This is a genomic window from Pollutimonas bauzanensis, assembly GCF_040393045.1.
Lineage (GTDB): Bacteria > Pseudomonadota > Gammaproteobacteria > Burkholderiales > Burkholderiaceae_B > Pollutimonas > Pollutimonas bauzanensis_A.
Genome location: NZ_JBEBUX010000049.1, coordinates 14,414 through 27,631 on the forward strand (window position 1 = coordinate 14,414; position 13,218 = coordinate 27,631).

15 protein-coding genes are annotated in these 13,218 nt (G+C 54.7%); 1 reads left to right on the forward strand and 14 read right to left on the reverse strand.

Going from position 1 to position 13,218, the window contains the following annotated elements; all coding sequences use genetic code 11:
- The first annotated feature begins 26 nt into the window (after positions 1-26).
- Entirely contained in the window at positions 27-734 is a 708-nt protein-coding gene (locus ABWO67_RS09705) for a Bax inhibitor-1/YccA family protein (protein WP_353150974.1), read from the forward strand.
- Positions 735-786: 52 nt separating this feature from the next.
- Here ABWO67_RS09705 and rarD read toward each other — a convergent pair whose 3' ends face one another.
- The 14 genes from rarD to acpP all read right to left on the reverse strand — a co-directional run bounded on the left by rarD (position 787) and on the right by acpP (position 13,204).
- Entirely contained in the window at positions 787-1,695 is a 909-nt protein-coding gene (rarD, locus tag ABWO67_RS09710; protein WP_353150976.1) for an EamA family transporter RarD, read from the reverse strand.
- Entirely contained in the window at positions 1,692-2,279 is a 588-nt protein-coding gene (locus ABWO67_RS09715; protein WP_353150979.1) for a PIN domain-containing protein, read from the reverse strand. Before ABWO67_RS09715 ends, rarD begins: the two co-directional genes overlap by 4 nt.
- Position 2,280: 1 nt before the next feature.
- Positions 2,281-2,946 carry a DNA repair protein RecO gene (gene recO, locus ABWO67_RS09720; protein ID WP_353150982.1) on the reverse strand — a complete coding sequence of 222 codons (666 nt, stop codon included), beginning with the start codon at positions 2,944-2,946 and terminating at the stop codon, positions 2,281-2,283.
- A complete protein-coding gene (gene era / locus ABWO67_RS09725; protein WP_353150985.1) occupies positions 2,939-3,829 on the reverse strand; it encodes a GTPase Era in 891 nt (296 codons plus the stop codon). The genes recO and era overlap by 8 nt, the downstream gene beginning before the upstream one ends.
- Positions 3,826-4,584 (reverse strand): ribonuclease III, encoded by a 759-nt coding sequence (rnc, locus tag ABWO67_RS09730; protein ID WP_353150988.1) that lies wholly within the window; start codon positions 4,582-4,584, stop codon positions 3,826-3,828. Before rnc ends, era begins: the two co-directional genes overlap by 4 nt.
- Positions 4,584-5,471: a signal peptidase I gene (gene lepB, locus ABWO67_RS09735; protein WP_353150991.1), complete on the reverse strand. Its 888-nt coding sequence runs from the start codon at positions 5,469-5,471 to the stop codon at positions 4,584-4,586. Before lepB ends, rnc begins: the two co-directional genes overlap by 1 nt.
- A 19-nt stretch (positions 5,472-5,490) precedes the next feature.
- The gene (gene lepA / locus ABWO67_RS09740; RefSeq protein WP_353150994.1) at positions 5,491-7,284 is read right to left on the reverse strand and encodes a translation elongation factor 4; all 1,794 of its coding nucleotides are present in this window, start codon (positions 7,282-7,284) and stop codon (positions 5,491-5,493) included.
- A gap of 116 nt (positions 7,285-7,400) precedes the next feature.
- Positions 7,401-8,894: a DegQ family serine endoprotease gene (locus ABWO67_RS09745; protein ID WP_353151013.1), complete on the reverse strand. Its 1,494-nt coding sequence runs from the start codon at positions 8,892-8,894 to the stop codon at positions 7,401-7,403.
- Positions 8,895-8,921: 27 nt separating this feature from the next.
- Complete coding sequence (locus ABWO67_RS09750) at positions 8,922-9,983, reverse strand: MucB/RseB C-terminal domain-containing protein (protein ID WP_353150997.1); 1,062 nt, start codon at positions 9,981-9,983, stop codon at positions 8,922-8,924.
- Entirely contained in the window at positions 9,980-10,486 is a 507-nt protein-coding gene (locus ABWO67_RS09755) for an RseA family anti-sigma factor (protein ID WP_353151000.1), read from the reverse strand. The genes ABWO67_RS09750 and ABWO67_RS09755 overlap by 4 nt, the downstream gene beginning before the upstream one ends.
- 12 nt (positions 10,487-10,498) lie before the next feature.
- Entirely contained in the window at positions 10,499-11,098 is a 600-nt protein-coding gene (gene rpoE, locus ABWO67_RS09760; RefSeq protein WP_132639527.1) for an RNA polymerase sigma factor RpoE, read from the reverse strand.
- The gene (locus ABWO67_RS09765) at positions 11,095-11,556 is read right to left on the reverse strand and encodes a hypothetical protein (RefSeq protein WP_353151004.1); all 462 of its coding nucleotides are present in this window, start codon (positions 11,554-11,556) and stop codon (positions 11,095-11,097) included. Before ABWO67_RS09765 ends, rpoE begins: the two co-directional genes overlap by 4 nt.
- Before the next feature lie 25 nt (positions 11,557-11,581).
- A complete protein-coding gene (fabF, locus tag ABWO67_RS09770; RefSeq protein WP_353151007.1) occupies positions 11,582-12,811 on the reverse strand; it encodes a beta-ketoacyl-ACP synthase II in 1,230 nt (409 codons plus the stop codon).
- Between the two features lie 153 nt (positions 12,812-12,964).
- On the reverse strand, positions 12,965-13,204 hold the full coding sequence (gene acpP / locus ABWO67_RS09775; RefSeq protein ID WP_013742768.1) for an acyl carrier protein: 240 nt from the start codon (positions 13,202-13,204) through the stop codon (positions 12,965-12,967).
- Between the last annotated feature and the right edge of the window lie 14 nt (positions 13,205-13,218).

Here is a 13,218-nt window from a genome sequence, read left to right on the forward strand (position 1 = left end):
CAGCGACACACACTAAAGGATCTACCATGACCGATTTTCGTCAACCTACTTTACCTGACCGCGGCTATGCTACGGGCTCGTCCGAAGTCGTACGCAACCGCGTCATGCGCAACACTTATTGGCTGCTGGCGCTATCGCTGGTGCCCACAGTGCTGGGCGCGCTGGTCGGCCTTAATACAGGTATCAACCGCGTCATGGGGGCAAGCCCCGGCACTAGCGCCATCGTCTTCCTGATCGGCGCATTCGGGCTAATGTTCCTTATCGAGCGCAACAAAAACAGTTCGCTGGGCGTTGCCTTGTTGCTGGCGTTCACGTTCTTCATGGGCATTATGCTGTCGCGCCTGCTGGGTCACGTCATGGGCCTGGGTAATGGCTCGCAACTGATCATGCTGGCCTTCGGCGGCACCGCTGCAGTATTTGGCACCATGGCGACCATTGCCAGCACCAGCAAACGCGATTTCTCGAATATGCAAAAATTCTTGTTGATCGGGGTGGTCATTCTGATCGTCGCATCACTGGCCAACATATTCTTGCAACTGCCTGCCCTGATGCTGACCATTTCGGTCATGGCCATCGCGATTTTCTCGGCCTTGCTGCTGGTAGACCTGCAGCGCGTCATTAACGGCGGCGAAACCAACTACGTCTCGGCGACATTGGCCATCTATCTGGACGTCTACAATATTTTCGCCAATTTGCTGATGCTGCTGGGCATTTTCGGCGGCAACCGCGAATAATTCCGGCAACGGCCTGCGCAAGCGGGTCAAGTACAAAACCCGGCCCGGCGCCTTATGCCGCAGCCGGGTTTTTTTCAGCCTGGCTATCTCTGATCCACTTGAACAAGCCTTCGGCCACCATAAGCAGCACAGCTATCCATATGGGAATATAAGTAAACCATGCCTGGCCAGCCATATTTTCATCCAGGAACAGAAAGGCCACCCAAAACAACAAGACAGGTTCTACATAACCCAGGATGCCAAAAAGCCCCAATGGAAGCATGCGGCTGGCTGAAATATAGGAAATCAGCGCAGCCGAACTAATCAGCCCCAATAACGGAACCAGTCCAAAAAGGCCAGGATGCCGCATAAACTGCTCCAGCACGCTCATGTCCTGGCCATATAGCAACACCAATGCAATCGGAAGCAGGAAAAGCATGTCGAACCACAAGGTGCAGAAGGAACCCATGCGCAGTGTCCGACGCAACATGAAATAAGGCGGATATCCAAACATAACCAACGCCGTTACCCATGAAAATGAGTCGGCGCGCCACAACTCGTGCGCTACGCCGATAGCCGCAATCGCCACTGCTATCGTTTGTATCCGGGTCAGGCGTTCACGATAAAAAATTCGGCCTACCAGCACCATAACCAAGGGCAAAAGAAAATAACCCAGGGACACATCCAGACCGCGCTGGTGCAATGGCGCCCATACGAACAGCAATAGCTGAACACCTATCAAAATGGCGCTCAACAACAACAGCAGCCACAGACGGAATTCGCTACGCAAACGGCGGGTAGCCAGGCGGATCTCCCCCCACCCTCTGGCCCGTGTAATCAACAACGCCAGGGCCGGCAAGCCAAGCACAACACGCCAGGCAAAAATAGCTTCGCCCGTCAAAGGATGCAAGACCGTGGTGTAGTAATAAAGCGCGGCAAACAGAAAAGAAGATAAAACCGAAAGCGCAATTCCTTGTTTCATGACGGGCACGAATAAAGCCTATTCAAGCGAAATAGGCGTTCACGTTTCAAAATCACATCCAGAGGCTCGGCGTCTTTATCGGGCGCGCGGGCAAACTCAGGAATTGCGGTAAATGCGCTGGACGCCGCCACGGGGTATTGTTGCCAGCAACGAACAAGCAATTCATCCGGATCAAATAACGCAAGTCCGTAGCCGCGCAGCTCGGTGCGGTTGAAGTCTTTGATATTGCGCGTGACAATCCCTGCCCTGGCGCCAATAAAGCGCGATTTGGCAGCTCGCGCAGCGGCAATGACATGCCAGTCCTTGGGATCGCTACGGCGCAACCCTAATTTGAAAGGCGTAATTTCCCCTTGGTCGGCATCAGGAAAAGCAGTCTGCAGTTCCTGCCACTGCGCTTGAATATCCGAAGCCGAAACGCCCCAAAGCCGGGCGGCATTGCGTTGCCACTCATCGCCGATGATTGCGCTCCAGGCCGGCTGAAAACAAGCCTGACTGGCAAGTTGCAGCAAGACACGCCGCAAGACATTTGAAATCAATACGCAGGTATCGATGACCAGTACCTCGGGGATATCGGGCTTTTCCATCTTAATAACGCTGCAATTCCATTAACACTTTACGCGTCAACAAAGGACGGCCCAATAATTCATTAAGCCTCTCTCGTAGAGAACGCCGCAATTCCGGCTCAAGCTTGAGGTCATCGAAATCAGGCGGATCTTCACCCAACCCGTAGCCTGTCTCGTTCAGCAGCATCCATTCAAACCGTCTCAAGGCGCTCGCAGCGGAGCGAGGCACCACATTGGCACCCACTGCCGGCCCAGAAGCCCCTGTGACGCCTTCCTGGCCTGGATTGGGCTGGCTGCCAGGGAAGACCGCGGCAAGTTGCCGCAGCGCGGCGTCATAAGCTTCGTAGAGCACTGGATGGGGATCTTCGCGTGGCAATAAACGCAGCAACAACTCGTTCAGGTACCAGGCCGACATCAAGGCCCTGCCATGAAGCGGCCTGATGCCAACGCATTCGGCCCGCGTCAATGTCTTGACTTCACCCGAACCGCTCCACGATAAAGCCAGCGGCTGAAAGGCTGACAATACGGGGCGCAATACCGAATAGGGCCGCTTGGCCCCTTTGGCCACCAACGCGACATTACCGTGCGACCGTGTGAATACCTGAATGATCAGCGAGGTTTCCCGCCAGGCGGCCGAATGCAATAAATAACCGGCCGCATCCTGAACGCGTAGCGCCCGTCTACTCATATCCCAATTCGCGCAGTGCACTCTCGCGATCGGACCAGCCCTTGCGCACCTTGATATAAACTTCAAGATGCACTGTCTTGTCCAGTAATTTGACCATATCTTGACGCGCCTCGGAAGCAATACGCTTCATGTGCCCGCCGCCGGCGCCCAGCAAGATGGGGCGCTGGCTATCGCGTTCAATCACGATGCACGCGGCCACCCGCACGCCAAGGTCGTTCTCTTCCCATTCCTCGATTACGACCGTGCAGCCATAAGGCAATTCGTCGCCCACAAGACGGAAGATTTTTTCCCGTATCAGTTCGGCCACGATAAAGCGCATGGGCCTGTCCGTAAGCGCATCGGCCTCGAACATCGGCTCGCCCTCGGGAAGGCGCTGGGAAATTTCGGTAAGCAGGTTATCGAGTTGTACGCCGCGCAACGCGCTGACAGGCACGACGGCCGAATAAGGATGCAGCGCCATGATCTTGCTGACATACGAGAACATATCGTTCTTGCTTTTCAGCTCGTCGACCTTATTGACGACAAGTATGGTCTTCTCACCTGACTTGGGCAGCAATGGCAATAATTGCGCGTCGCCGGGCGACCACTTGCCGGCCTCGACCACATGCACAACCACGTCGACATCGGCCAGTGCCTGGGTGACCACGCGATTCATCATGCGGTTCATGGTTCCGCCGTGGCGCGTCTGGAATCCTGGCGTATCCACAAATACAAATTGTTCGTGGTCGCGCGTAAGCACACCGTGTATGCGATGGCGGGTCGTTTGCGCTTTACGCGAAACGATGGAAATTTTGCTGCCTATGAGGGCGTTGGCCAGCGTGGATTTGCCCACATTTGGGCGTCCAACGATGGCAATAAAGCCACAACGAAAAGCATCGGTCATTTGTTCTCCTGGGACACTGCCACAGGCAATGACAACTGTGTTGACTTACGGCCGCGCGCAGTGCGCGAACCTTTAACGGGCGCCAGAGCGGCGATAGCTGCAATGGCAAGCTCGGCGGCAGACTGCTCAGCCGCGCGGCGGCTGGCGCCTGGCGCGCTGACTTTGATCTCTAGCTTGGGGATCTGGCACTCGACCTCGAATAACTGATTATGCGCCGCACCATGCGTGGCGACAACAGTGTAGGCAGGCAAATCCAGCTTACGCGCCTGCAAGAGTTCCTGCAACAGCGTCTTTGGGTCTTTACCCAAGGTTTTAGGATCTACATGAAGCAAAATGGGTTCATATTGACGGGCGATGACTTTTTGCGCGGCGTCGAAACCACCATCAAGAAAAACAGCCCCTAATACGGCCTCGAAAGCATCCGCCAAAATGGAGGGGCGTCGAAACCCGCCGCTTTTAAGTTCGCCCTCGCCCAAGCGCAAGTATTGCGATAACGACAGCTTGCCAGCGATATCGGCCAGCGACGCTTGTTTGACAAGATTGGCGCGTAGACGCGACAAATCGCCTTCGTCGATACGTGGAAACCGTTGGAACAACAAGGCGGCAACAACAAAGTTAAGCACCGAATCGCCCAGGAATTCCAGGCGCTCGTTATGATGAGAGCTATGACTGCGGTGCGTAAGCGCCTGACTCAACAAGGTTGCATCGGTAAACCGATAATCCAGAGCTTGCTCCAGGGATGCGACATTGGCCATTAGTGAAAACGCCCAATGCGGCTTGGCTCACTGAAGTTCATCCAGATAAAGAAAGCGCGGCCGACGATGTACTGATCGGGAACAAACCCCCAGTAACGGCTATCCAGGCTGTTGTCGCGGTTATCGCCCATCATGAAGTAATGGCCCGCCGGCACAGTGCAGCGTACCCCATTGCCTAAATATTCGCAGTTATCTCGATATGGGTAGTTCGAAATCGCCATGTAATCTTGCCCAGCCTGCTTATTGAGCAGAATATGATGCTTGACTGGCCCCAACTGTTCGGAATAACGGCCCACATACGACGAACGGTCAGGTTCGAAAAAGTCGCCTTCACGCACGTGGGAGACTTCCTGTCCGTTGATTGACAGCACCTTGTTCTGGTACTGCACCACATCGCCAGGCAAACCCACGACACGTTTAATATAGTCTACGCTGGGATCGACCGGATAGCGAAACACCATCACATCACCCCGGCTGGGGGTACCAACATCAATAATCTTCTTGTCGATGACGGGTAAACGAATCCCGTATTGAAACTTGTTCACCAGGATCAAGTCGCCGTCCTGCAGCGTGGGCAACATCGAACCGGATGGAATGCGGAATGGTTCGACCACAAACGCCCGCAATGCGAACACGAACAGGATGACGGGAAAGAAGCTGACACAGTATTCAATCCACCAAGGTGGGCGGTTGGCCTTATCGTAGGCCTCTTGCCGAATGCGCGCGGCCTCTGATTGTTCCAGACCGGCGACAGACTGCGATGTCGCTGCCATGGCGGCCACCGCGCCCGCCCGGCGGCGAGCACGCAGAAGGAAAAAATCCAGGCACCAGACAAATCCGGTCACGACCAGCAACAAAAACAAGATCAGCGCAAAATCCCAACTCATACCAGACACACCTTGTAAGTTATTTATCTTCGACCTGCAAGATGGCCAGGAAGGCTTCTTGGGGGATTTCCACGTTGCCGACCTGTTTCATACGTTTCTTGCCAGCCTTCTGCTTTTCAAGCAATTTCTTCTTACGGGAAATATCGCCGCCGTAACACTTGGCCAAGACGTTCTTGCGTAGCGCCTTGACGTTTTCACGCGCAATGACTTCGGCGCCAATAGCAGCCTGTATGGCAATGTCGAACATCTGGCGCGGGATAAGTGAGCGCATTTTGGAGACCACTTCCCGCCCGCGATACTTGGCGTTGGAACGATGGATCATCATGGACAAGGCATCGACGCGATCGCCATTGATCAATAGATCGACGCGCACCACGTCGGCCGGCCGATATTCCTTGAACTCGTAGTCCATGGATGCATAACCGCGCGACACCGACTTGAGCTTATCGAAGAAGTCGAGCACGATCTCGGCCAACGGCATTTCGTACATCAGGTGAACCTGGCGTCCGTGGTAGGTCATATTAAGCTGCACGCCGCGCTTGAGCATACACAGGGACATGACCGGCCCCACGTATTCCTGGGGCATGAACAGGGTGACCGTGACGATGGGTTCGCGGATCTCGTTGATATGCGAAATTTCAGGCATGCGCGAGGGGCTTTCAACCATCAGCATCGAGCCATCGCGAATCTCGACCTCGTACACCACGGTCGGCGCCGTGGTGATGATATCCATGTCGAACTCACGCTCGAGACGCTCTTGCACGATTTCCATGTGCAACAGCCCGAGGAAGCCGCAGCGAAAACCAAAACCCAGTGCCTGCGATACTTCAGGCTCGTACATCAGCGATGAGTCGTTAAGCTTGAGCTTTTCAAGAGAATCACGCAATTGGTCGTATTCGCTGCTTTCCACAGGATACAAACCAGCAAAAACCTGCGGCTTGACCTCTTTGAAACCCGGCAAAGCCGATGTGGCAGGTTTTCCAGCCAATGTAATGGTATCGCCCACCTTGGCATGTTCGAGCTCTTTGATACCGGCAATAACAAAGCCCACTTCGCCAGCGGACAGTTCTTTGCGGGGCTCGGATTTAGGCGTGAACACGCCGATGTGCTCGCATAGATGCGTTTTGCCCGCCGCCATCAGAAGCAGCTTGTCTTTGGGCTTGAGCACGCCATTGACGATACGCACCAGCATGACGACACCCACGTAGTTATCAAACCACGAGTCGATGATCAAGGCCTGCAAGGGCTTGGCGGGGTCGCCGACAGGCGGTGGAATCTTGGCTACGATAGTTTCCAGAATGTCGTCAATGCCCATGCCTGTCTTGGCGCTGCATAGAATTGCATCAGTGGCGTCAATACCGATGACATCTTCGACTTCCTGGCGTGCACCTTCGGGATCAGCCGACGGCAAATCCATTTTATTCAGGACGGGAACGACTTCAACCCCGAGTTCGATAGCGGTGTAGCAATTGGCCACGGTTTGGGCTTCGACCCCCTGTGTGGCGTCGACCACCAGCAAGGCGCCTTCGCAGGCTGACAACGAACGACTTACTTCGTATGAGAAGTCAACGTGACCCGGCGTGTCGATAAGGTTGAAGGCATACACCTTGCCATCTTTGGCTTTATAGCTAAGCGCCGCCGTTTGCGCTTTGATGGTAATACCGCGTTCGCGCTCGATATCCATGGAATCGAGAACCTGCGTGGACATTTCACGATCAGCTAATCCTCCGCAACGATGAATCAGGCGATCGGCCAGCGTGGACTTGCCGTGGTCAATATGAGCAATGATGGAAAAGTTGCGGATGTGATCCATAAACCGGAAAAAAGAAGCCCATCAAACTACATGAGCGGTATTAAAGGGAAACATGAAAAAGGGGCGCCAAGGGCGCCCCCCTTTTGCTATCGCATCATTTTAGCCGTTTCTGCGGATTATTTTCCGGGAGTCACGGTTACCCACTGTGATTGATCGCCACGCATCACCAACAAAGCGGCTGCGCGGGACTTATTCAGACCGGCGACAAGCTTGGCATACTGCTCTGGACCGGTAACATCCGTGTCATTAACAGTCAGGATGATGTCGCCCGGGGCCAGACCGGCTGTAGCTGCCGGCTCTTCCACTTCAGCTACCTGCACGCCGCCCGAAAACTTCTGTTTGCTGCGGACTGCTTCAGGAACTGCTGTGACTTTCAACCCCAGCACATCGACAGGAGCCGGCTTGGCCGCTTCAGGTTCAGCGCTTTCCGTCTCGTTTTCGGCCGAAGGCATATCACCTACTTTTACCTGCACCGTCACAGCCTTGCCTTTGCGCCACACTTCCATGGGCACCCGTGTGCCGGGCTTGGTTGCCCCGACAATACGCGGGAGGTCAGTCATGTGAGTAATCGCTTTGCCATCAAACTTGATGATGACGTCGCCCGAACGTACGCCCGCCTCATCGGCAGGGCCACCCTGTTCGACGTTGCTAACCATGGCGCCTTCGGCCTTGGCCAAACCGATAGCCTTGCCGACTTCATCCGAAACTGGGCCGATCTGCACGCCGATCCGGCCGCGCGTCACCTTGCCATGCGCTTTAAGCTGCTCGACAACACGCATAACCTCATCAATAGGAATGGCCAGAGAAATCCCCATGAAGCCACCGCTTTGCGAAATGATCTGGGAATTGACGCCTACCACCTGCCCCGCGAGATCGATAAGAGGACCGCCGGAATTACCCGGATTGACGGCAACGTCTGTCTGGATGAACGGCAGATAATCACCGGTATCGCGATTGATCGCACTGACGATGCCAGAGGTGACAGTCGAGTCAAGGCCAAAGGGCGAGCCAATAGCCAGCACCCATTGCCCTTTCTTGAGCTTGGTTGAGTCGCCAATAGGCAATGGAGTCAAGTCCTTGGCATCGATTTTCAACAACGCCACGTCCGTGCGCGCATCCGTACCGATAATCTTGGCCTTGTACTCTTTGCCGGACGTCATGGTGACAAAAATCCCATTCGACTTGGCGACCACATGATTGTTAGTCAGGATGTAACCATCGGCAGAGATTATGAAACCCGACCCGACACCGCGAGGCACAGTGCGTTCTTTTTCTTGAGGCGCCGAAGGAGCAGGCGCATTGCGCTGCCGCGGCATGCCCGGAGGAGCAAAATCAGGGCCAAAAAACCAGCGGAACATGTCGTAAGGATCATTTCCATTGGGGCCCATGGCAGGGTTGCGCACCGGAACGGACTCTGTTGTGCGGATATTTACCACCGAACCCTCGGTCTTATCCACCACCGAAGTAAAGTCGGGCACGGTTAATGTCGGCACAGGAGTTGTCTGGGCACTGGCTACGCCGCCCAATGGCGCAAACGCCAGCAACAGGCTCGCCGAGGCACCCGCCATTATCCGTTTGATTTTGCTATCGCCTATATGGGTAAAAAGCATCATGAAACTCCTTGCTTGAAATTAAAATTATTTTTGACCAGCCGACGGTACGTATTCGGTACTTTCAGCAATACCACGCAGCGTCTCTGGAGGAACTTCGCCCAATGCAGTCAACCAGAAATTGCCGATACGCGTACGAAAAACATTCATGGCACCTTTTTGCATGGCACCTTTAGCCAAGGGACTATCGTGCTCAGCATCGAAGGATTCGATGAATACAGAAACAGCGACTATGCCATCGGATGCCACCAACTGGCTGACCTGCTTGCCGGTTTTCATGGAGCGCGACATCTGGGTCATTACCTGAAAGCCAGCGGGAAACGGAATACGCCAGCCCTCTTTTGACAAATCGACAGCACTCATGGGAGTTTCGAATACTTTCCAGTCCCGAGTATTCCAGCTTGCTGCCAAGTCTTCAGATACCACTTTGTTGCCCACTTGAATATTGGCAAATGAAATCTGATCGATGACACTTTGGTCACTGCCAACGGTTTGAGCCTTAAGCAGAAGATTAGTTCTGGTGTCAGCGCAAATTCTATGGCCGTGACGATGGCCATCTTTAGGCACCAAGTCGACAATTGTGCATTCGCGTCCGGCGATGCGCGTGGATAAATCGGCGATTCTAACGATGTAATTGGCCGAAATATTTTTTCCGTCGCCCAATATCAAACCAGGAAAACGATCACCGCGCCGGTGCTCCATGACGATCAGTTTTTTTTCCGGGACCAGGCATTGCGTTATATCGTTATGGCGAATGAATTCACGCGGCGGACCATCGAGCATTTCAATGCGCTCGCGCTCCCCTGTGCCATCGACCATGTGGACGATACGCGAAGACACCATTGTGGCGCCTTGCTGATAAATGTAGATGCCGGAGTAATCCAGCTCGCGGGCGGCCGCTTGCACTTTCTGCAGCAGTGCGACCCCTGGATCGACGGCAGCGCCTTGTGCGGCATCGGCCGCCAAAACAGGCTGGGCCAGCATACACGCTGTGGCCAATGTCAGCATGCCGTACAGCTTTTTAATATCACCCCGGCATGGTCGTCGAACCAATCCCAAACCAAGCGCTGCATGCCCAACCACCATCATTGCCGGGATACTCCCGCATCAAAAGATACTTGTCTTACGGCGCTGGACCCTGAAACCTCCCGGTGGGCTTCCAGGTAATCACGCAAGCCAGGATCTTCATTGGCGCTGGCCAATACCTGTACGTTGGGAGTGCCGATTGCCTGGGGGCCCGAAAAATAAGGCAGGGCTACCCACACCACACTGGCTACCGCTGCGGCAATCGCCAGGCTCGATAGGCCTATGCGCACAGGTGAATGGCCATGCAGATTGCGAGGCGCGACAATAGGCGGCTCCGCGTCTATAGCCTTGGAAAGACGTGCGTAAAAAAAATCGGTAGGCTTGATTGCCAGGTCCTGGTTGCGCAGGACATCGCCAATAAGGTGATAAGAATCCCATACCTGTCGGCCGTAAGGGCTATCCAGGTCTTCAGGGCGTATATCACCTTCGCCGTCAATCCATGTGGATACGGAAGCTTCCCACGATGCCTCTTCGTGGTCATGCCTGGCTTGTTTGGCAACTTGCATTTTCAAAACTCCTTACCAGCGACGCTCGGGATCGCTGCCCAACACGGGTCGCAACTGTGCCGCTATGGCTTCCCGTGCACGAAAAATACGCGAACGAACTGTGCCGATCGGGCATCCCATGCTTAGGGCAATATCTTCGTAGCTCATACCTTCAATTTCTCGCAGAACAATCGCGGTACGCAAATCCTCGGGCAACGTATGTATGGCGGCATTAACCGTTTCAACGATTTGCCTGCTCGCCAGTACCGACTCCGGGGTGCTAATGTCTGTTAGGTTGTCAATTGGACTAAAAGTTTCACCATCTTCTGTTTCAATTGCATTTGGGGTGCTCGGACGGCGTCCATTGGCTACTTGCCAGTTACGGGCGGTATTGATGGCAATTCGATAAAGCCAGGTGTAGAACGCGCTGTCTCCGCGAAATTGCGGCAAGGCACGATAGGCCTTGATGAACGCTTCCTGGGCAACGTCTTCGACTTCAGATGGGTCGCGCACCATGCGCGACAATAACCGCATGATCTTGCGCTGATACTTCAAAACCAGCAAATCGAACGCACGTTTGTCGCCGCGCTGAACGCGAGCGACCAATTCGGCATCCACGTCTCGTTCGCTCATAGGCTTTCCTTTTGCAGGATCCGGCCCGGCAAGGCTATTTGCCCTGCAACATGCGCCAAAAGCTCACTCCATTCCTGCCGAGTGACGCTTTCCTTCCAGACAACCAATTCCAACGGCTGTTTGCTGCCGATTGACGCGCTATCGCGAAATTGGAGGGTAACCCAGCCGAAGGCAGACCAGGCATGAATAAGACGCATAGTTTTTTTTGTCCCGGGTAGCGCGACCTCCCAAAGACCACAATCGCGCAGGGACAGTGTACCCGCAAGCACGGGAGAATTGACGATTCGATAGCCAGCCCATCCGGCAGCCAGCACTGCAACCGATAATGCCGCCCATGTCAACGGCGGGCCTGCAATCAGCAGCAGCCCCCCACACAACACGCTGGCTGTGCCGCCTACACACAACAGCAAACCAAGCAGGCCGGCCCAGCGCGCACGCCGGACGGACCACCGACCCACCACCAGTGCAGAGGGGGATTCCAGCTTAGATCCTCCGCACTATCATGGACCCATTGGTGCCGCCAAAGCCGAAAGAATTCGACAAGGCAACATCAATTTTCATATCACGCGCTTGATTGGCGCAATAATCGAGATCGCATTCAGGGTCTTGATTGAAAATATTGATAGTGGGTGGGGATATTTGGTGATAAACGGCAAGCGTGGTGAAGACAGCTTCTATACCGCCCGCCGCCCCCAGCAAATGCCCTGTCATGGACTTTGTGGAGTTAACCACCAGTTTCTTGGCATGATCGCCAAAAGCCAGCTTGAGCGCTTCGGTCTCGTTTTTATCGCCCAATGGCGTAGAGGTGCCGTGAGCATTGACGTAATTGACCTCGTCCGGATTGATGCCGCCATTGCGCAAGGCATTGTTGACACCGCGCCGGGGACCGTCGCGATCGGGCGAAGTGATGTGGTAGGCGTCGGAACTCATGCCATAGCCAGCGAATTCACCATATATGCGCGCCCCGCGTTTGCGTGCGTGCTCGTATTCTTCGAGAACCAAGGCACCAGCGCCCTCACCCAGGACAAAACCGTCGCGATCGCGATCCCAGGGGCGCGAAGCTGTCGTCGGATCGTCGTTGCGTGTAGACAAAGCGCGCATTGCCGCGAAACCGCCGATACCCAGCGGAGATACGGTAGATTCCGCACCGCCAGCCACCATAACGTCGGCATCGCCATATTCGATAAGACGAGCAGCATCGCCTATGGAGTGCAGACCCGTGGTGCAGGCCGAAACCACCGCGTAGCTGGGGCCCTTTAGCCCAAGCATGATGGACAACTGCCCGGAAATAAGATTAATCAGCGAGGCCGGCACAAAGAATGGGGATATCCGGCGTGCGCCGCGCTCCATGTATTCAATTTGCTGTTCTTCGATACGGGGTAGCCCGCCTATGCCAGAGCCGATAATGGTGCCGATGCGCTCGGCATTGGCCTCGGTGACTTCCAGGCCCGCATCGCGCCAGGCTTGAACCCCTGCCGCCACGCCATAATGGATAAAAGTATCCATTTGCTTGGCTTCTTTGGAAGTCATGTACTGCGTGACATCGAAATCCTTGACCTCACCCGCTATCTGGGCGTTAAACGCCGCCGGATCGAAGCGCGATATGCGCCCAATGCCCGAACGCCCATTCACGATATTGTCCCATGCGCTGTCAATATCGCTGCCGACCGGCGAAACAATACCAAGACCGGTAATGACGACACGTCGTTTCACGGATGACTCCTAAAATAAAAAAGCGGCTTAAAGTGGATAGACGCGCCACGCCACCAAACCATGAACAGATTTGGTCGAACAGCGGGGCTACCCCCTAGAAACCGCCTCGAGGTGGAGTTTCGGAACACCGAACCCGCACCTGGAATGTTGAAATTACTGCTTGCTGTGCGACGAAATATAGTCAACAGCTTGCTGAACCGTCGTGATTTTCTCGGCTTCTTCGTCCGGAATTTCGGTTTCGAATTCGTCTTCGAGTGCCATCACGAGCTCGACCATATCGAGCGAATCGGCACCGAGGTCGTCAAGGAAGGAAGATTCGTTTTTGATCTCGGCTTCGTTGACGCCAAGTTGTTCAGCGACGATCTTCTTGACGCGCTGTTCGATGCTTTCCATGCAGATCTCCAAGT